The sequence below is a fragment of the Echinicola vietnamensis DSM 17526 genome (assembly GCF_000325705.1).
Lineage (GTDB): Bacteria > Bacteroidota > Bacteroidia > Cytophagales > Cyclobacteriaceae > Echinicola > Echinicola vietnamensis.
Window position 1 is genome coordinate 790,090 of sequence record NC_019904.1, and the last position, 20,548, is coordinate 810,637.

Genomic DNA, 20,548 nt, shown 5'->3' on the forward strand with positions numbered 1-20,548 from the left:
TATTCTGAATTGGCCTTACAGGCCGTAAGGAGTGTTTATCCCCACCATTCTAGCCCAATGGGCTCCATTGGGCTGAATTAAATGAGGTAGTCTCATAAGTCCTCGTCATACTAAGTTAGTGGCGGAAAAAGTGTTGTAAAAATATCGGAATATTATTTGGTTTGCCTGAGAAGCGGGACGCTGCTACCAGGTAAATGCAGAAGGAATAAGGACGTTATCCGTCATTGGTCGTAAAGACTGTTCGCAATGCTGTTCCCTTCTGCTCTTATTACCGAAATCAGGACAATTCATAAGGTCATAAGAACCTGTTTTAAGTATAGATTGATCCGGTAAAAGACTTATCTGATAGCAACGGCCGCCAAAGACATAGGGTAAAGTTAGCAAGAAAATGGAAAAACCAGAAAAGGTATACATAGGCGTTGATATTTCGAAGGTAAAGTTTGATATCTATTTCAAATTGGGAAATGGAGAGGAAACCAAGGTAAAGCTGGATAATAATTCGGAGGGCTTTTCAGAGTTACTGAACCTTCTTCCTTCTGATTCCTGGGTGGTTATGGAAGCATCTGGACCATATTATTATCAACTGGCGAGCTTTCTATATGATAAAGGAGTCATGGTTTCGGTGATCAATCCACTTGTAATCAAAAGGTTTACGCAGATGAAGCTTAGCAGAACCAAGACTGACAGTGCCGATGCAAAAAGCATCGCTGAATATGGAAACCTGCTCAAAATAAACCCCTGGGAACCGTTAAAGTCCTGCTACCTTGAGATCAAACAATGGTATGCCTATAGAAAGCAGCTGTTAAAACACCAACATGCCATTCAAATGAAACTGGAAGCCTTTATATCAACAGGTACGCTTAACGACCTTTTGAGGGAATCAATAGAGAATGAGCTCTTTAGGATTGATGAAAACATCAAGGAAGTGGACAGACAATTAAACCATTTGATAGACCAGGAAAACGGCCAGTTAAGGGAGCAGCTTGAATCCGTTCCAGGTATTGGCCCAAAGACCAGTCTATTGTTGATAGTCGCTTTAAGAGGTTTTGAAAACTTTCAAAACTATAAACAGATCATATCCTATTTAGGGCTGTCCCCCAGGATTTATGAATCAGGTACCTCGGTAAAAGGGAAAGCAAAAATATGCAAAATGGGGATGTCCGAAGTCAGAAAATGTCTGTATATGGCTGCCCGATCCGCAAAGTCCTACAATAAGACTTGTATGGAGCTTTATTCACGCTTAAGAGCAAAGGGAAAAGCCCATAGAGTCGCCATGGTAGCCGTCATCAATAAGCTCATCAAACAGGCATTTGCTATTGTAAAATCAAATAGTTACTACGTCCAGAACCACACTACTAGAAGAGTAGCGGCAAAATAAAATTTTGAACTAAAACTTGATATTATACACAATTCATTGCGATTCCGATGGATATCGGAAGAAGCAATCTCGTCATACGTGCAATGAAAGCACATCGAGATCACTTCACTCCGCTCGTGATGACGGACTATTTATTTATGAGACAGCCTCTAATTTCCTTTATGCTCCAATTAACGCATACTTGGACACGTCAGATTCGTGGACGGTAGTAAACTGGATTTTCTAAATGGGTTTGGGTTGGATTACTTTTGTGCCACAGCATGTGCGTAATGACGCCAGCCAAATGAAGGTAAAGGATCCCTTGTTGGGCTTTGAGCATGCTGTTTGCAAATCCGAGTAGTCTGATATCCCGATTTCAAACCTGGATAAACAACGGAAATTTGCTGAGTCAGGGCGCAGTGCTGCATAGTGCCTGGACAGCACCCGGCACCACATCGTTTGCCCTTTCCATAGCCCCTACTCACGTCTCCCTACTTGATACTCGCTACTTCCTTATTCTTGGTAAATTGTAAACAGCACCGTTTCTCCTACGGCCTTGAGGGTCCTGGTATCGATGATGTCCATATTGTCCGCATGCTTATGGTGGTAGCGCCCAAAGCCAAAATCAGGAGAATAATCGATGATGTCGATCATGGGGATCCTGGCCACCTCGTTGACCGGAATGTGGTCATCGGTGATGGGGTGGGAATTGCGCATTTGGAAAAAGTCGCTATGACCGATCGAATGCGCATAGTTCCAGACCTTGTTGACGATTCCTTTGGCATATTGCATGGACACCCCTTCTTTGTAAAAGCGCGCTCCCTTGGCGCCCACCATGTCCAGTAGGATCCCGTAATAAGCAGCATAGCCGCGTTCATGTGGTGTCTTGGCCCAGTGCTGCGAACCCAAGCACCACCATTTGGCATCATTGGCCCCGGCTTTGGCGGATTCGGGTTTGCCGTCATCTTCCCCGTCAAAGAGGATAAAGTCTATGCCGACGTCCGGCTGCTTGGAGGCGGAGGTAATCACTCGGGCAATCTCCAACAAAACGCCCACACCACTGGCACCGTCATTGGCACCATCGATGGGTTCTTCAATGCGCTCCGTGTCCTTATCGGCCACCCTTCGGGTATCCCAGTGGGCGCCCAATAGGATCCGCTTTTTGGCATGGGGATTATAGGAAGCAATGATATTGGTCAGTTCCAGCTGCTTGCCATCATAGGCTTCAGCAGTAAACTCCTGCGCTTGTACGGATAAGCCAAAGGAAGCAAACGTATCCTGCAGCCATTTGGAGGTGGCTTTATGTCCTTCCGTATTGGGTACACGAGGACCAAAATCCACTTGTTTTTGGATGTACTGATAGGCAGAGTCTGCATTAAAATCAGGAACCTCCGCTGCAGGGACCTCCACTACTGGCGCCTGTACGGTTTCCTTTTTGGCTTCTCCACATGCCCCGAGCAAAAGCCCAAAGGCCATTGCCCAGATTAAATTATTCTTCATAAGCCCAATCTACTTTTTCTTTCATGTCCTTGACCACGATGCCGATGGATTTCAGTGCGGCACGGATCTCATCGACCTTATCATAATCCTTGGCCAGCTTGGCCTCCTTGTACAGTTTCAGCAGCAGTTCCAGCAGGGCCTGTTGCTTGTCTGACTTTTCTTCTACCAAGCCTAAGATGTCCTCTACAAAAACGATGAAGGTCTGGATTAATTTTTCGAACACTGCTTTCCCCAAAGCCGCTGCTTGGAGCTGCCCCGTAAAGATGCTGTTGATTTTTTTCAGCAAATTGAACAGCTGGCCAATCGCCTGGGCGGTGTTAAAGTCATCGTTCATGGCGCGATAGGCATTCTCGATGCTTTTTTCCACCTGCTGTACTTGCTTTTCGTCCGTCGCCACTCCTTCTGCGTCCACATAGTGTAAATCTTTGGCGATGCGGAGGCCATTGATGATCTTTTTATAGCCCTTTTGGGCTGCTTTCAGGGCATCATTGGAGAAATCCAGCGTGGACCGGTAATGAGCCGTCAGGATAAAATAACGGATGGTCATTGGGCTGTAGGCCTGTTCGAGCAGGTCGTGTTTACCATTGAAAAGCTCCTGCAGGGTAATGAAATTCCCCAGGGACTTGCCCATCTTTTGACCATTGATGGTGATCATGTTATTGTGCATCCAGTACTTGGCCGGATCATGGCCATGGCCGGCATTACCTTGGGCAATCTCACACTCATGGTGCGGAAACATCAAGTCCATCCCACCACCGTGGATATCAAATTGGTCGCCGAGGTACTTGGAGCTCATGGCTGTACACTCCAGGTGCCACCCGGGGAAGCCCACGCCCCAAGGGGAATCCCACTTCATCAGGTGTTCGGGAGCCGCATTTTTCCATAGGGCAAAATCAATCGGATTGCGCTTTTCATCCTGCCCGTCCAGCTCACGGCTGCCGCTCATCAGTTCTTCCACCACCCTACCGGAGAGCTTCCCGTAGGGTTTTTCCTCGTTATATTTTACCACATCAAAATACACCGAGCCGTTTACCTCATAGGCAAAGCCAGCGTCCAGGATATCCTGTACGAGTTTGATCTGCTCGGGAATGTGGCCGGTCGCCCGGGGCTCAATATTGGGTTTGAAGGTGTTCAGCAAATCCATGTCCCGGTGATAGGTATCGGTGTAGTGCTGCGCCACTTCCATTGGCTCCAGCTGCTCTAATTTCGCCTTTTTGGCAATTTTGTCCTCGCCATCATCGGCATCCCCTTGCAGGTGCCCGACATCGGTAATGTTTCGGACATAACGTACCTTATATCCCTGATGCTTCAGGTACCTGTATACCGTATCAAACGTCACTGCCGGGCGGGCATGTCCCAAATGGGCATCTCCATAAACCGTGGGACCACACACATACATGCCGACAAAGGGCGGTTTAAAAGGTTCAAAAAGTTCTTTTTCACGACTCAGCGTGTTGTAAATCTTCAGTTCTTTGGAAATCATAAAACAAATTTAATTAAACCGATAGGAAATCTGCAGGTATTTGGGTTACAAAACTATTCTATAAAATTCAAATTCCATTTTATCAGGAAATAAAACTCCCGTACATCAAGAAAAATTCCATATTCCCTTCAAATATAAATTATCTTTTCAAAACACCTAACATGAACCGCATCCTACTTAGGGCAAACGCATTTAAAGAAATCATCCCCATTTTGGTTTCTAAGCCTGATGGTCTCTTCAACTTGGTTTTTTAATCCCTAACCACCCCCAGAAGCCAACGGCTGAAGGCCTTACTCACCTTAGCCCAAGGCAGCACTGGTAATTTTTATATAATTTTGTCATATTTTAACCTTACTTGATGTATGTTTTAAGGTTAAATTTCTACTGGATATATTTTTGGATCAAGTTAGGGGAACTGGCAGTCCGTTCAAGGAATACAGCCAAGGAGCGGTAAAGTACACAGTATGGTGCTAGAGCTATGTGATAGGGGATTGTCCTACATTAAGCGGTTGGGGTCCCTGAAGCATCCTGCGGCTAATACCGCAGGTTACCAAACATGCCGTGCCCATGGCACTTGGTGCACACAATCTTCCTGTCCACGTGAGGTAAAATGGTCAGCTTTTGCCGATTCGGTACTTATTCGCTTTGGCGAAGGGGAATTCAGATATGATCAGGATTCTGAAGAAGAATCTGCAGGCGGCGGTTTCATTGGCTATGAATGCGAATATGAGATCATCAACTGGTACCAAGTAAATCCTTACGGGGATGATTATTACCTCGATTCGGATGTGTATTTGGAATGCCGGTTTACGGAAGAGGCCCCAGTCCCCGAAGAATCTAGCCCTAACGGAGGAGGATATGTACTCCCCAGTAATGGCAATGGCCCCAACCCTCCACAGACCGATGAGGCCTGTTATGATCCGCATCCGACGATTCCGGGAATGGTGGTGCCGTGTGTTCCTTATAAAGATGACGACTATAAAATCATAAATAATCTTACTGGAAAGGCAGCTTGTGTATATGATAAACTTATGAAGTTAAAAGGAGGCTTTAAAAGTGCCATTCAAAAATTTGATGGGGAGTTTCCTGTTGCTCACCTGAGGCTAGACATCAATAATTCTTTGTCAAATGGCATTTATGGAATTACCGGTGCTCCAAATAATTATACCATACCTATTAGCATGAGTAACAATCAATTAGAGAAAATATCGGATTTGAGGGGAGCTATTGCGTTTGCTCATGAAGTAATCCATGCAGAAATATATCGGAAAATGCTCTCTGCTGCTGAAAGGGGCGATTTAGTAGTATCCAATATGTCCAAGGGAGAACAATTGGATTTTATTAATAATCTTAGAAACGATTTTCCTGGCCTATATGATTATTACTTAAAACGTTATAAACCTACTTGGGATCATAATATGATGGCAGCACATTACCGAAGTACACTGAGTGATATCGCAGAACAGTTTGACAATAAAAGATTTGGAAAGCAGATATACGATGACATTTCATGGGCGGGATTGCGAATATTGGGGGAAAACGTTACTTCCATTGCTTGGGACTCATTGGATAGTGACCACCAAGATAGGATTTTATTGAACCTCAAAAACCACTTTCACAATGGAACATCAAATTGTAAATAATAGCTTGATGAGAAAAATTTTATTAGTTCTTCTAATTCTTTTGAGTATAGGGAAAGGACTCACCAGTGTCAATGCCCAAACTAGCCAAGAATTCTATCAATTATATAAAGGAGGAGAAAAATTCCTAAAACCATCAGTTTATCTACGATTAAGTGATAGTACGGAAAGATTATCCCTAAGAGATAATGGAGATTTGCAATTTAATGTTGGGAAGGAAATTTTCATTTTCGTAAACCAAAATGAAAAGCCTGACACAGTTTGCTTAGAAGAATATGAAAAATTAAAATTTATTAACATCAAACAATTAAAGGACAAAGAATACGAAGAGTATAAGCGAGCTGTATCCAAAAGTCAAGTCCATACACCTCCTCCATTAACACACGGTAATCTTAATATCCATTTTGTGGAAGTCTTAGAGAGCAAAAAAGCTGTAATTTATAAAGTGAAGTGGCTGGATATCACACCATAAAACAATTTCAATGATATAAAAAACCACATACTGCTATTTTCGCTACTCCTTCAAGCTTTACCTAGGCATTCTTAAAAGTGATCCATGACACTGTTAGGAGGAAGTTTACATTGAAAATCTAAGAAAGAATGAATGCAAATAATCCAATTTTTGTAATAGGACGTTTCTGTAAATGCGACCAAATAGCCCTATGGATGATGATGGCTTTCTTGACCAATCCAAGTTTTTCGCAGGAAAACATTAAATACCTAGTCATAGAAAAGGATGAAGAGAATTTCTGCCTCTACCTGGACGGGGAAAAATTTAATGGGCAGGCCACATGTAGCGCTAAAACACTCTTTGTAAACTTTAAAAATAAGGAAGACACAAAACTTGATGGCATCACTATTAAGATTAATGCTTGTGAAAAGAGAGGGGACATTGAAAATTTACACGGTAAGGTTGTCGATATTGAATGGATTAAGCACAACGAACGCACCAAGACCAGTAACCGGATAGTCTTGAATAATTTTGAAGACCTTTGCTTTGTGCTAAAAAATGAAACGGGCTATTTATTGATTAAAGGTAGTAGAATCCATAGTGCTCATTAACCGAGCTTTCTTATGGACAGAACCAAAAGAAAATCTATCATTCACATGGCCTTTTTATGTCAATTAGAGAATGTAACAGACGACCTATGAAAAACTTATAGCACATAGTTGCTATCGGCCTAATGGTCTCATTGATTTGTTCTCCTATCATTCAGGCAGATGCCCAAGAAAAGAAAGATGCCTATTTTGTATTTGAGAGCAGCTCCTCAGAATATATCATTATGACGAGTAAAGGCAAATTCAGTATTGATGATTCATCAATAGACTTTGACCAATTATCCCTTTTGGATAAAAAAACCTATGTAGATTACCAATCAAGAGTCAAATCTAAAAAAAGCAAAGGAACCTATTTTTATGATCATGAAAGTGGAAAAGACAATATTCAGATGGAAGTGCCCAGTATGGAATTCATGATCAAAGGCTGTCAAATCGTATCATTACCTCCCGATAGCCTTAACCAACTAGCACTAAAAGATTACCAATGGATAAAAAGAAATGCATGGAAACAACAATCCCCAAATGAAATATCACCGTTCAGGAAATTGTTTTTCTTGTGCAAATTACCAAGCGATGAGTATTTGAAATTAGAGGTAACAATCTCCATAGCAGAGCACTAGCCAATAAAGAGAAGTGCTTCCATCCTAAAAGGACCCATTCCATATGGAAAAATAGAGAAGGTTTAATTTGGTTTATGGATAATCACTTTCTAACAAAAATCACACCATCACATCCCCCTCAAATTGATAAGGCAAGATGCCATTGCTTACGGGGTAAATTGCTTTATTCAGGGCATTTGAAAAATTTATTCTCAACATACCTACTTTTTTTCCGAAAAAAAATTCATTACATTTGTATCGTATTTAGTCGTTTATAAGAGGGGACACGTCGTCCCCTCTTTCATTATAGGTAAATGTAATATGAGTTTGAAACAGACCATCGAAGAGATCGTCACCAAGCATTTGCCCGATGATGCTCATTTTGTAGTAGATGTCATCCTAAATGAGAAAGGCCCCAAGCAGAAGATCAGTATCCTGATCGATGCGGATGAAGGGCTGAACATCGACACCTGTGCTACCGTCAGCCGGGCTGTCGGAGAAGAGCTGGAGGCCAAGGACATCATTGACAATGCCTATGTGCTGGAAGTTTCTTCTCCGGGGCTGGATCACCCTTTAACGGGAAAAAGGCAATATCAAAAGAACATTGGCCGAAATCTGAAGGTCACCATGGAAAGTGGTGATACTGCAGAGGGCAAGCTTACCGCGGTGGACCAATCGGAGGTCACTTTGCTGGTAAAACATAAAGAAAAAGGCAAGAAAGCGGTCGAAAAAGAAGAAAAGATTGCTTTTGAGCAAATAAAAAAATCAATTGTATTAGTCTCTTTTAAATAAAAAAAATGGATGCTAAAGTTCTTATAGATTCGTTTGCAGAATTTGCAAGATCTAAAAACGTGGATCGCCCTACGATGATCCGCATTCTGGAAGATGTGTTTAGAGCGATGATTCGTAAAAAATACGAAACAGACGAGAATTTTGATGTGATCATCAATGCCGACAAAGGAGACCTTGAAATCTGGCGGATCCGTGAGATCGTCGACGACAACTCCGAGGACATCTGGGACCACGATAAGATCAGCCATTCAGAAGCCAAAAAGATCGAACCTGACTTCGAAATCGGCGAAGAGACTTACGAAAGAATCGAACTGGAAGACTTTGGCCGAAGGGCCGTAATGATGGCCAGACAAACATTGATACAGAAAATCAAGGATTTGGAGAAAGATTTGCTGTTCCAGCAGTATGAAGAGCTGGTAGGAGAAATCATCACAGCAGAGGTCTACCAGATCCTGGGCCGTGAGATGCTGCTAATGGACGGAGAAGGCAATGAGCTGATCCTGCCCAAAGGCGAGCAAATCCCCAAAGACCGGTTCCGAAAAGGAGACACCATCCGTTCCATCGTCCATAAGGTGGAAATGGTCAATGGCAATCCAAGGATCATCCTTTCCCGAACTTCTCCGATTTTCTTGGAAAGGCTGTTTGAGAACGAAGTACCGGAAGTATACGATGGTCTGATCACGATCAAGAAAATCGTCCGTGAACCTGGCGAAAGGGCCAAAGTGGCCGTAGAATCCTATGATGACCGCATTGACCCGGTGGGGGCTTGTGTGGGCATGAAAGGCAGCCGGATCCACGCAGTGGTACGTGAGCTCCAAAACGAGAACATCGATGTGATCAATTACACGGACAATTTGGAACTATACGTATCCAGGGCACTTAGCCCAGCCAAAGTAAGTTCTATCCAGGCCAATGAAGAAGAAAAGCGACTTTCTGTCTTTTTAAAGCCTGATCAAGTATCTTTGGCCATAGGAAAGGGAGGATACAATATCCGACTGGCCAGTAGGCTAGTGGGATATGAAATCGACGTCTTCCGTGAACTTTCTGATTATGAAGAGGAAGAAGATGTTGATTTGTCTGAATTTTCCGATGAAATTGAGGGTTGGATAATTGAGGAGTTGAAAAAAACGGGTCTGGACACCGCCAAGAGTGTTTTGGCACTTTCCAAAGAGGACCTGACCCGAAGAACAGAACTTGAAGAAGAAACGATAGAAGAAATCTTCAGAATTTTAAAACAAGAATTTGAACAGTAAATTACATGCCTGAGCGCAATTTTCGTCGACGGCAGTATATATTTACATCAAAAAAATAAGCAAGAGGTTTTAGCGTATGTCAGAAGAAAAAATGATGCGATTAGGCCAGGTAGCCAGAAAGCTCAACGTGGGGATTTCCACGATAGTTGAGTCCATGGCTAAGAAAGGCTTTGATGTAGAGAGCAACCCAAATTCCAAGATCAGCCAAGAGCAATTCAGCATGCTGGCCAAGGAATTCAAGTCCTCTGCTCAGGACAAGGAGGAAGCATCCCACCTGTCCATCGGTAAACGGCACAATGAGACGTTTACCATCAAAGCCGAATCTGAGTCTGTGCCTGAAGAAGCAAAAAAAGAAGAGCCGGCCCAGCCCGCTCCCAAACAAGAAGAAGCGCCCAAAAAAGCGCCTGAAAAAGAGGACAAAGTCACCTCTGAAGCGGAAAAGCTTCCAGGCATAAAAGTATTGGGCAAAATCGACCTGTCCGACAAAAAACAGGACAAAAAAGAAGCCCCTCAAAAAGAGGAGCCAAAGCAAAAAGAAGCTGCTCCGAAGCAAGAGGAGAAAAAGCCTGTTCAGGAAGAAGCGCCCAAAGCAGCAAAGCCTGCCGAGAAAGCGCCTGAAAAGGCTGTTGAAAAACCTAAAGATGAATCACCTAAGGCTGAGAAGTCTGAGCAAAAAGAAAACGCTAAACCTTCGACACCTGAAGCTGGGAAGCCACAGGAATCAAACGACGCATCTAAAGGCCAAAAGCAACAACCTGCTGAAAAACCAGCTACGCCTCCTTCTGACGACAAAAAGCCTCAAGCTAAACCTGCTTCATCTGATTCAAAAGAAGCCAAAGAAACCCCTCCACAAGGGGAAAAAGATGCTTCAGGAAATGTGATTTCTGCCAAAGCGGATGCCTTGAAAGGGCTGACGGTACTTGGTAAGATCGAACTGCCCAAAGACAGGCCCAAGAAAAAGGCCAAGCCTGTGGCTTCTTCTGATGAACGAAATAAAGACAAAAAGAAACGTCCTCGCAAGCGCATCGACAAGCCTGGAACGGGCGGTCCCCAAGGTGGTAACCGAGGGGGTGGTCCTCAAGGTGGAAGAGGCGATAACCGTAATCAAGGCGGGCGCAAAAGACCGGGCGGTAATAATAAAGGTGGAGGAAAAGGCGGAAACCGCTTCCAAAAAGCGGAGCCTACCCAAAAGGAAATCCAAGACCAAATCAAGCAAACCCTGGCCCGTCTTCAAGGCGGAGGCAAATCCGGCGGTGGCAAGAAAACCAGAAGAGACAAGCAACGCGAAAGAGCCAAAGACCAACAGTCTGAAGGAATCGAGGAAAGCAAAGTACTGAAGGTAACCGAATTTATTTCGGCAAATGACCTGGCTTCCTTACTGGATGTTTCCGTGAATGAAATCATCTCGGTATGTATGTCACTGGGCATGTTTGTTTCCATTAACCAGCGACTGGACGCGGAAGCCATTACCATCATTGCAGACGAATTTGGCTACGAGGTAGAGTTTACCAAAGCGGACGAAGAGGAAGAGGTAGAAGAAGTAGAAGACAGCCCAGAAGACTTGGGTGACAGAGCGCCTATCGTCACCATCATGGGTCACGTCGATCACGGTAAAACATCCTTGCTTGACTATATCAGAAGCTCTAAGGTAACCAGCGGTGAAGCCGGTGGTATTACGCAGCACATCGGTGCCTATGATGTAAGAACCGACAATGGCGATAAGATTGCCTTTTTGGATACGCCAGGTCACGAAGCCTTTACGGCCATGCGTGCCCGTGGTGCCAAGATCACCGATGTGGCGATTATCGTCATCGCGGCTGATGACAGCATCATGCCACAAACCAAAGAGGCCATTAACCACGCACAAGTGGCGGGTGTGCCGATGATCTTTGCGATCAATAAAATTGACAAGCCAAACGCCAATCCAAATAAAATCAAGGAAGAGCTGGCCAATATGAACCTGCTAGTGGAAGATTGGGGTGGCAAATACCAATCCCAAGAAATCTCCGCCAAAACAGGACAAGGTGTCGATGAACTCCTTGAAAAAGTATTGCTAGAGGCTGAAATCCTCGAACTTAAGGCTAATCCTGACCGAAAAGCCATGGGTACAGTGGTAGAAGCATCCTTGGACAAAGGACGTGGTTACGTATCCACGGTCATGATCCAAAATGGAACGCTTAAAATAGGAGACATCATGCTCGCCGGTCAGCATTACGGCCGTGTCAAGGCGATGTTTGACCACTTGGGCCAGAAAGTCCAAGAAGCAGAACCGTCTACCCCTGTACAGGTACTGGGACTCAGCGGTGCTCCTCAAGCGGGCGATATCCTTAAAGTTTACGACACTGAGCGGGAAGCTAGGGAAATCGCCAACTCCAGAGAGCAAATCAACCGTGAGCAAAGCATGCGGACCAAGAAACACATCACCTTGGATGAAATCGGCAGACGTCTTGCAATCGGAAGCTTTAAGGAACTGAACATCATCATCAAAGGTGATGTGGACGGCTCCGTGGAAGCCCTATCTGATTCCTTGCTGAAACTCTCCAAAGATGAGGTAAGTGTAAACATTATCCACAAAGGTGTTGGACAGATTTCCGAATCAGATGTGCTCTTGGCCTCTGCATCGGATGCCATTATCCTTGGTTTCCAAGTGCGACCTTCTTCCAGTGCGAAGCGACTGGCAGAGCAGGAGGAAATCGAGATCAGGCATTACTCCATCATCTATGATGCCATCAACCAAATCAAAGATGCCATCGAAGGAATGCTTGAGCCGGAGTTTGAAGAAGTGATCACCGGAAACATCCAGGTAAGGGAAGTCTTCAAAATCTCCAAGGTCGGCACGGTAGCCGGATCTTATGTAACGGATGGTTATGTGACCAGAAAGAACAAAATCAGGGTGATCAGAGACGGTATCGTGATTCACGATGGCGAAATCGATCAACTTAAACGTTTCAAAGACGATGTGTCAGAGGTAAAAGCAGGTTACGAATGTGGTATCTCTATCAAGGGCTACAACGACATCAAACTTGAAGATACCATCGAAGGATACGAAATGCGTGAAGTGAAACGTAAAAAATAATTCAACTTAAGCACACACTTTAAGTCAAAGGACAGTTATCATAACTGTCCTTTTCACTTTTAGGCTGTGTCCGATTGTAACGGAAAAGTTGGGGACGTGCAGTTTGCTAAATGGTAAAACCACAAATAAATAAAAATGCCACAACGTCCCAAAGGCACCAAGCGGATCCCGTAACCTGGCCTTAAAGGTTACGGATGAGGGATATCGTTCAGAAAATCCTCCCAGCGGTGGATACTGGCCCGGCTATTTCTGGCTTTTTGGTCCGACAGGGTATCTTATACAGCCAAATGGTCGTACAAAGTGTACATAAGAAAACATTTAAACAAATGCTGATTGCACTGGTTTTACTATTAAAGACGTTCTGCTATGCTTCGCTAGTAAGCATTGTCGTGGGCTTCGTCCGGCCAGTTTTTGTGCTTTGGTTTATGGACAAATGTAACCGTTTGCGTGTTTTAACGTTTTATGGAACATTAGCCCTCGTGTTTTTTGTTTCATATGAACTAGTTGGTCACCTACTACTCTAAAATTGAATTATGAAAAATAATCACATCAGCGCAAGCTATCATGATAGCTTGGAAGCTTGGTCATTCGCCGATACAGCATGTGACATCGTTTACCGTAAAGATGGAAAAGAACTCACCGTTCACTCCAAAATCGTCGGAGTACTCAATGTAAAGGATGGTGAGTATTTATTTGGAGAGAATGGCTTGGCCATCCCCATGGACAAGTTGGTGTCCATCAACGGTGTTCCGTTCAAAAAGCAATAACAAATTACCCCATAAATCTGGATCAATTGCGCCTACAGTGATATGCCTTCGGGCTACCATCAGAAACCGTACACATGATAAGGTAATCCTCGCCCCCATCTCGAAGGCGAAATTTCTTTTTGAGAGCATCAGGCTTCATGGGATGATTTCTGGAGATGACATTCACCTTCCCAGTAGGAAATTGCTTCTTTATCGTCTTTTTGTCCACCCTCACCTCTTCAATAATTTCGAAAACCCGTCCTTGAAAGTGCTTTTGGGCGGGATTCTTTGACGAGGTGTACAGATGGGTATGGGGATGAAGCTTTTGGAGCCCATAGTGCTTTCCAAAAGCCTTAAAAGCCCCTGCCTTTAAAATGGCCGCTGAGGGCAGGATCAAATACTTTTCCGGTAGACCAAAGGCAGCCACAGCCCCCGCTTCTTCATCAAAATCAAAGCAAAAAGGCACCGGAGAAGGAAGGCTCCATGCAAAGACTTGCATTTTTCCTTTGCCCTCCTCTTTCCATACCAACAACAATTCCTTTACTTCATTTTTAACGGCAACCACATGAACCTCATTGAGCTCCGGCAATTCTCGCATGGCCTCCTTAATATCCAACATCGGTGAGGCTTTGATCAGGATATGGCGGGATTTCATGGCCAAAACATCCCAATGGCTGACCACATTCGGTTCGCAGTCTGCCAATTGGTACAACTTCTGATTTCCCCCACCTCTTCTCGCTGGATCTAGATACATCCAGTCCACCTTATCTTCAAGCGTATTTAAAAATGTAATTGCATCTGCACAATGGACGCGATATTTGCTCCCTGCATTGGGAAGCACCGAAAAGTTATGCTTAGCAATGGCTGAGAGCTTCTCTTGACGCTCCACATAGACGACTTCCTCAAAATGCTGCCCGAGGTAATAGGCATCTACACCAAAACCGCCCGTAAGGTCCACCAAGGATTTCCCTGAAGCGATTTGCTGTTTAAAGGCAGCCGTTTGGGCGGAAGAACATTGCTCCAGGGATACCGCAGGTGGAAAAATCACCGCATCATTGGCGGCCCACTCCGGCAGTTTACGTTGTCCTTTTTGCCTGGCGGCGATCTGTGCCACGGCCTCTTTAAGGTCAAACTTCTCGGATGAGCGATGCTTTAAAAGCAATTGTGCAGGATCTTCTTGAAGATGATCCTGCACAAATTGAAATAATTCCGGTGTATATATGGTGGAAAGCTCCACGCTTACACAAGGCTGTGTTCTACCAAATATTCGGCAATCTGAACCGCATTGGTAGCGGCACCTTTCCGCAAATTATCGGCTACAATCCACATATTTAGCGTATTTGGCTGAGATTCATCACGTCGCAATCTCCCCACAAATACCTCGTCTTTTTTATGGGCATTCATCGGCATTGGATACACGTTATTCGCCACATCGTCTTCCACGACTACTCCAGGGGTAGCGGCCAACAGCTCCTTCACTTCTTCCAAATCAAAATCCTCCTTAAACTCTACATTTACGGATTCTGAGTGGCCTCCCATCACCGGGATCCTTACGGTCGTGGCCGTCACTTGGATAGATGGATCTTCAAATATCTTTTTCGTCTCATTGATCATTTTCATCTCTTCCTTGGTGTAGCCGTTATCTTGGAATACATCGATATGGGGCAGCACATTAAGGTCGATTTTATGCGGATAGGCCTTTTCACCTTCTTTTCCCGCACGCTCATCCTGTAGCTGGTTTACAGCTTTCAGACCACTTCCAGTGACAGATTGGTACGTAGATACCACCACCCGTTTGATGCCATAGCGATCACGGAGTTTGGTCAGGGCCAAGACCATCTGAATGGTAGAGCAATTTGGATTGGCGATGATCCTGTCGTCAATTTTCAGTGACTTAGCGTTGATCTCAGGAACCACCAGTTTCTTGGTAGGATCCATTCTCCAAGCAGAAGAATTATCTACCACGATAGTGCCCGCCTCTGCAAATTTTGGTGCCCATTCCTTGGACGTGTCTCCTCCTGCAGAGAAAATGGCAATGTCTGGCTTTTCGGAAACCGCTTGGGCCAAACCTATCACTGTGTATTCCTTATCCTTGAAGGCAATCTTCTTCCCTGCGGACCTTTCACTGGCCACTAACAGCAGTTCATCAAAAGGAAAATTGTGCTCAGCAAGCACCTCAAGAATTTCGGAGCCCACAAGACCTGTGGCTCCCACAACAGCTAATTTCATTGTTGAAAACTTTCTATTTGTTGAAATTTATATTACTTTTTCTGTACACCAACGATCACTTACTGTAAACAAGGTCAATTTTAAATGCGATATCTGTTTTTTCGCATACTTTCTGTCAAAAACACCATTTCAGTAAATTTCATTTTTGATCACTACCCAGGGAGACCAATGAATCTTACGCTTTTTTAATGCGTAACCGTAAACCTCAAACGTTATGAAAATTTCATATTGCTTTTGGCAAGGGTTGTGGTGCTTTGCCATGTTTTTCACCTTGACTTCACAAACAAATGCCACTGTGTACACCGTTCCGAAAACACCGGGGAATCATACGTTAAAGTCCCCGTTTATTTTTGGTGCCGCAAGTTACGGAAAATCATTTATTAACGAAGTAGAAAATCCCAAAATATACCGCATTCACTCCACAATAAGCCCCAAACGACTGCACTTCCCGAATATCAATGAAGCGAAATCCTCAAATGGCCACATAAACCGCCGATCCCGCCTGTCTCGTCAAAGGTTAGCGCTGCCATTCGAAAGAAAATGGCCACCAACCATAACCCAAAATCCGCACCGAACAAATAACGACTCCATTGCCTTCAAATCACTCGTCATCAACGAGGTCATGGCGGCCCCAAAAAAAGACAACCCCTTGCCGTATGCCGAATATGTGGAAATTTTCAATGCATCGGATAAGCCAATTGAATTGGAGGGTTTCTACCTGAAAGACGCCAAAAAAACGGCAAGGTTACCTGCCTATGAAATTTCCCCAGAGGAATACCTGATCCTGGTGGATGAAGATGATGCAAAAGACTTTGAGTCATTTGGAAAGGTACTTCCATTATCCAGCTGGCCCGGCTACACCAACAGCCAAGGGGAAGTCTATCTCTGTGACGACCGTAAAACGATCATCGACAGCTTGGCCTACAGCACTAAAAGCTATGGCAGCTCCAGTAAAGCCAAAAGCGGATACAGCTTAGAAGTGTCCAATCCGTTTCTGGCCTGTGACCAATCGCTGCTCCTTCAAGCATCTGAGGATCCCCAAAAAGGAACCCCTGGAAAAGCGAACTCGGTTTTTGACACCACACCGGACATGAGGGGACCAAAGCTGGTCAATGCGACCGTCCAAGATAGTCTCAGCATTTTGGTGGAATTTGACGAAGCCCTTTCTTCATCAGCACTAGCGGCAGATTGGGCCATCAACGGTGGATTGCGTATCGTCCAGCGTCGTTTCTTTCCTGGCTCCACCAATGCTGTACTGCTCAGCCTTGACAGGCAATTGCAAGAAAAAACCGCCTATGAAGTCACCGTCAAGAACCTGTATGATTGTGCTGGCAATGGCGTAGATCCTGCCGCCAACACCATCACTTTCCAGCTCCCTTCAGCAGCATCCAAAGGAGAAATCATCTTGAACGAACTGCTGTCCAACCCTCGCAGTGGCACGCCAAAGTTTGTGGAAATATACAACCATAGCAGTAAGTATATTGACCTTATGGGCTGGAAATTGGCCAATATTGATGACGGCATCATTGACAACCGAAGGACCATTTCCGATGTGGCGAAGATCATTGCGCCGTTTGACTATTTGGTCATTACCACCGATATCGCTGAACTAAGCCAGCAATACCCCAAAGGAATCCAAGAGAAATGGGTGGAGCTGAGTTCACTGCCCAGCTACCCGATCAAAGGCGGCAGTGTCATCCTTTTAGATCCAGATGAGCAATGGGTGGAACGGCTGGATTACACCGAAAAAATGCAGCATCCGCTGATCCAAAACCCAAAAGGCATCTCGCTGGAGCGGTTTTCTCCTGAGCGGGAAGGCAATAACCCTGATAATTGGCATTCAGCTGCTGCAGCTGCAGGATACGCGACGCCGGGATTTAAAAACTCCCAGCAGTTCTCACTGGAAACCACCCCTGCCAGCATCAATATTCAGCCTAAGGTTTTTATCCCTGCAGCCGCAGGAGAGCAACCTTTCACCACGATTTCGTACCAACTACCTGATGCTGGATATTTGGGAACGCTCAGGATATTCGCTACCGACGGAAGGCTGGTCACGGCCATTTGTCAAAATGAGCTTTGGGGCACGAAAGGGTTTTACACATGGAACGGCACCAATGAAAAAAACCGTAAAGTACGGCCCGGTTATTATATTTTACTGGCAGAGCTCGTCCATCCCGATGGGCAAATCAAGCAAATTAAAAAGACCATTGTAGTAGGCAGTAAATTAAAATAATTTGTATATTCCTATCACAATCAACCCCTTACTCCATATGGAAAATGACTTCATCAACACCACGCTGAAGACCTATTTGGGCAAAAGGAAAAACATCAGGGTCATCCAGCGGTACCTGCGGATAAAATATCACGTGCACATCGAAGAGGCCATTCTTCGAAAAAGGGCATCCCAGCTAAACATTCGCCAGGATACCAAATTTGCCTAAAGGCCTTCGTCCTCATCATCATAGATAAACGTGTTGGGGTTTCCCTTCTCCTTGATGTAGCCGCGGTACATTCCGGCGGAGTTAAAGGGCATCGCGATGTTCCCCTTGCTATCAATGGCAATGACCCCTCCACTGCCTTCCATCTCCACCAATTGCTTCATCACCACCTCATCAGCAGCTGCTGCCAGTGACTTATCCGTATAGCGCATGATGGAAGCTATTTCATGGGCGACCACATCTCTGATGAAAAACTCCCCATGTCCGGTAGCGGAAACGGCGCAAGTGGCATTATCAGCATAGGTTCCTGCACCGATCACCGGTACATCACCGACCCTTCCGTAGCGCTTGTTGGTCATTCCTCCAGTGGAAGTGGCCGCGGCTATGTTGCCGTCCTGATCCACGGCTACGGCCCCTACTGTACCGTATTTTCTGTCATTAAAATAGGGATCTTCCAATTCCATCTCCCTGAGGGAAGAATGGTCCAGCTGGGTCTTTTCGGCATCGATGATCCGCATCAATTGCTTGTACCTGCGCTCGTCTCTAAAGTATTCTGGATCCACGATTTCCAATTGCTGTTCGGCGGCAAATTGCTCTGCCCCTTTGCCCACCATAAAAACGTGGGGACTGTTTACCATTACTTCATAAGCGGCTGTAATGGGGTTTTTAACCGTAGTGATGCCAGCCACAGCCCCTGCATTGCGGGTCTTTCCGTCCATGATGGCAGCGTCCATTTCGTTTTTGCCATCATGGGTAAACACGGCACCTTTCCCTGCATTGAAGAGCGGTGAATCCTCCATGACCTTGATGGCCGCCATCACCGCTTTTAAGGCAGGTTCTCCAGCCTCCAATTGTGCATAGCCTGCTTCAAGTGCCTCATTTAGCTTTTGCCGATAGGCCTTTTCCCTTTCTTCCGACATATTTTCTCGCTTGATGGTACCTGCACCACCATGAATTACCAGCGCAATCGGCTGCTCATCTGCAACATCCGTTGATGGAGTGGTTTTTTCACCAGTCTTTTTCTCCGAACATGCAGACCATAACAAAAGAATAATCCCTAATAAAACATTAACTTTTAATCTTCTCATAAAATTTTATTAAACCATTTGGATACAATTAACCGTATTAAGATAGTAAAGATAGCAGTATATCCCTATCAAGCATTTGCGCTTGTATGAAATATGCTAGTGGATTTTTGATTTTAAAAAGTGCACCTTATTTTAGGGGACTTTTTGAAATCCAAAAAGGTTATTTAGCTATCATCACTTAACGCCTGAGAACTATGAGTCAAGAAGAGAAAACATCATATTCCAGAGAAGAACTGAAAGAGTTTGAGGAATTGATCAACAACAAACTTGCTGTGGCAAGAGAAGAGCTAAACTCGTTGAAAGAAACGCTTAGCAAGAAGAACGACAGTGGAACCGATTTTACGGCCTCCACCTCCAAATTGCTGGAAGATGGTGCTGATACGCTAGAAAGGGAAAGCCTCAGTCAGCTTGCTGCCCGTCAGCAGAAGTTTATCATTAACTTGGAAAAAGCCTTGATCCGAATTAAAAACGGGACCTATGGTGTCTGTGTGGACACTGGTAAACTCATCGCCAAGGAAAGATTAAAGGCAGTACCCCACACGATGCACTCTATCGAGGCCAAATTATCCAAAAAATAACCGTTAGCATCAATAGACATCCGTGGAATTTCTACACAGACATATTGAAGCTTTAATATTCTGTTCACCATCTCCGCTGGGCGTGGACGAAATCCGTAAATGCCTTTCGGAGATGTTTGAATCAGACGTCCCCAAAGAACATGTTGAGGAAGCTATCGGCGAGCTGCAGGAAAAATACCTGCAGGATGATTTTTCTTTTGCCTTGGAGCACCTGGGAAATGGCTATCAATTCCTGACCAAACCCGCCTATCAAACCAGCATTTCGATCCTTTTAAAACAGCAATCCACCAAAAGGCTGTCCACTGCTCAAATGGAAACCCTTTCCATCATTGCCTACAAACAACCTGTCACCAAAACGGAAATTGAGCAAATCCGGGGGGTCAACTGTGATTATTCGGTCCAAAAGCTCCTGGAGAAAGAACTGGTGACCATCAAGGGCAAATCCGACAGCATCGGAAGACCGCTTCTTTATGGCACAAGTGACAAGTTCATGGAGTATTTTGGCATCAACAGCATCAAAGACCTCCCCCAACCAAAGGATTTCAGCCAAGACGAAAACCAAATCGGAAAGGAACAGGAATAAGAAATCCAGCGTTATACTAACGACCTAAAGAGAAAATCCGGGGCACTTCCAAGGCTTCATCTGCCATTGGGCAGGAAGGATGTCGGGTGAAATATTTCGTTACTTCATCAATAATCCATTAATAAGT

General features: G+C 44.7%; 18 protein-coding genes. 13 read left to right on the plus strand and 5 right to left on the minus strand.

Features of this window, described 5'->3' with window-relative positions; translation table 11 throughout:
- Positions 1-388 precede the first annotated feature (388 nt).
- A complete protein-coding gene (locus ECHVI_RS03395; protein WP_015264542.1) occupies positions 389-1,378 on the plus strand; it encodes an IS110 family RNA-guided transposase in 990 nt (329 codons plus the stop codon).
- 492 nt (positions 1,379-1,870) lie between these two features.
- Here the strand turns inward: ECHVI_RS03395 and ECHVI_RS03400 are convergent, their stop codons facing one another.
- Together ECHVI_RS03400 and cysS are read right to left on the minus strand one after the other, a co-directional pair.
- A complete protein-coding gene (locus ECHVI_RS03400) occupies positions 1,871-2,857 on the minus strand; it encodes a M28 family peptidase (RefSeq protein WP_041738290.1) in 987 nt (328 codons plus the stop codon).
- On the minus strand, positions 2,847-4,340 hold the full coding sequence (gene cysS / locus ECHVI_RS03405; protein WP_015264544.1) for a cysteine--tRNA ligase: 1,494 nt from the start codon (positions 4,338-4,340) through the stop codon (positions 2,847-2,849). The genes ECHVI_RS03400 and cysS overlap by 11 nt, the downstream gene beginning before the upstream one ends.
- A gap of 464 nt (positions 4,341-4,804) precedes the next feature.
- Between cysS and ECHVI_RS03410 the strand changes: the two genes are divergently transcribed.
- The 8 genes from ECHVI_RS03410 (at position 4,805) to ECHVI_RS03450 (ending at position 13,526) form a co-directional block, all read left to right on the plus strand.
- Positions 4,805-5,983 (plus strand): hypothetical protein, encoded by a 1,179-nt coding sequence (locus ECHVI_RS03410; RefSeq protein WP_015264545.1) that lies wholly within the window; start codon positions 4,805-4,807, stop codon positions 5,981-5,983.
- Complete coding sequence (locus ECHVI_RS03415) at positions 5,961-6,452, plus strand: hypothetical protein (protein WP_015264546.1); 492 nt, start codon at positions 5,961-5,963, stop codon at positions 6,450-6,452. The genes ECHVI_RS03410 and ECHVI_RS03415 overlap by 23 nt, the downstream gene beginning before the upstream one ends.
- A gap of 128 nt (positions 6,453-6,580) precedes the next feature.
- Positions 6,581-7,042, plus strand: a complete 462-nt coding sequence (locus tag ECHVI_RS03420; protein WP_015264547.1) for a hypothetical protein — start codon at positions 6,581-6,583, stop codon at positions 7,040-7,042.
- A 122-nt stretch (positions 7,043-7,164) separates the two neighbouring features.
- The gene (locus tag ECHVI_RS03425; protein WP_015264548.1) at positions 7,165-7,659 is read left to right on the plus strand and encodes a hypothetical protein; all 495 of its coding nucleotides are present in this window, start codon (positions 7,165-7,167) and stop codon (positions 7,657-7,659) included.
- A gap of 300 nt (positions 7,660-7,959) precedes the next feature.
- Positions 7,960-8,430, plus strand: coding sequence for a ribosome maturation factor RimP (locus tag ECHVI_RS03430; protein WP_015264550.1), 471 nt, complete (start codon positions 7,960-7,962; stop codon positions 8,428-8,430).
- Between the two features lie 5 nt (positions 8,431-8,435).
- Positions 8,436-9,683: a transcription termination factor NusA gene (gene nusA / locus ECHVI_RS03435; protein ID WP_015264551.1), complete on the plus strand. Its 1,248-nt coding sequence runs from the start codon at positions 8,436-8,438 to the stop codon at positions 9,681-9,683.
- Positions 9,684-9,759: 76 nt separating this feature from the next.
- Positions 9,760-12,759 (plus strand): translation initiation factor IF-2, encoded by a 3,000-nt coding sequence (gene infB / locus ECHVI_RS03440; protein WP_015264552.1) that lies wholly within the window; start codon positions 9,760-9,762, stop codon positions 12,757-12,759.
- A gap of 533 nt (positions 12,760-13,292) precedes the next feature.
- Positions 13,293-13,526, plus strand: a complete 234-nt coding sequence (locus tag ECHVI_RS03450) for a hypothetical protein (protein WP_015264554.1) — start codon at positions 13,293-13,295, stop codon at positions 13,524-13,526.
- A 22-nt stretch (positions 13,527-13,548) separates the two neighbouring features.
- Here the strand turns inward: ECHVI_RS03450 and ECHVI_RS03455 are convergent, their stop codons facing one another.
- Entirely contained in the window at positions 13,549-14,742 is a 1,194-nt protein-coding gene (locus tag ECHVI_RS03455) for a THUMP-like domain-containing protein (RefSeq protein WP_015264555.1), read from the minus strand.
- A gap of 2 nt (positions 14,743-14,744) precedes the next feature.
- Complete coding sequence (locus tag ECHVI_RS03460) at positions 14,745-15,734, minus strand: aspartate-semialdehyde dehydrogenase (RefSeq protein WP_015264556.1); 990 nt, start codon at positions 15,732-15,734, stop codon at positions 14,745-14,747.
- 214 nt (positions 15,735-15,948) lie between these two features.
- Here ECHVI_RS03460 and ECHVI_RS03465 point away from each other — a divergent pair, with 214 nt between their 5' ends.
- Both ECHVI_RS03465 and ECHVI_RS23815 read left to right on the plus strand, forming a co-directional pair.
- Entirely contained in the window at positions 15,949-17,967 is a 2,019-nt protein-coding gene (locus ECHVI_RS03465) for a lamin tail domain-containing protein (protein WP_015264557.1), read from the plus strand.
- Positions 17,968-18,004: 37 nt separating this feature from the next.
- Positions 18,005-18,175: a hypothetical protein gene (locus ECHVI_RS23815; protein WP_015264558.1), complete on the plus strand. Its 171-nt coding sequence runs from the start codon at positions 18,005-18,007 to the stop codon at positions 18,173-18,175.
- Here ECHVI_RS23815 and ECHVI_RS03470 read toward each other — a convergent pair.
- Positions 18,172-19,260 (minus strand): isoaspartyl peptidase/L-asparaginase family protein, encoded by a 1,089-nt coding sequence (locus tag ECHVI_RS03470; RefSeq protein WP_015264559.1) that lies wholly within the window; start codon positions 19,258-19,260, stop codon positions 18,172-18,174. The two genes, ECHVI_RS23815 and ECHVI_RS03470, sit on opposite strands and share 4 nt — an antisense overlap.
- A 194-nt stretch (positions 19,261-19,454) precedes the next feature.
- Here ECHVI_RS03470 and ECHVI_RS03475 point away from each other — a divergent pair, with 194 nt between their 5' ends.
- The gene (locus ECHVI_RS03475) at positions 19,455-19,838 is read left to right on the plus strand and encodes a TraR/DksA family transcriptional regulator (RefSeq protein ID WP_015264560.1); all 384 of its coding nucleotides are present in this window, start codon (positions 19,455-19,457) and stop codon (positions 19,836-19,838) included.
- A gap of 22 nt (positions 19,839-19,860) precedes the next feature.
- Positions 19,861-20,421 carry an SMC-Scp complex subunit ScpB gene (scpB, locus tag ECHVI_RS03480; protein ID WP_015264561.1) on the plus strand — a complete coding sequence of 187 codons (561 nt, stop codon included), beginning with the start codon at positions 19,861-19,863 and terminating at the stop codon, positions 20,419-20,421.
- Positions 20,422-20,548: the final 127 nt, after the last annotated feature.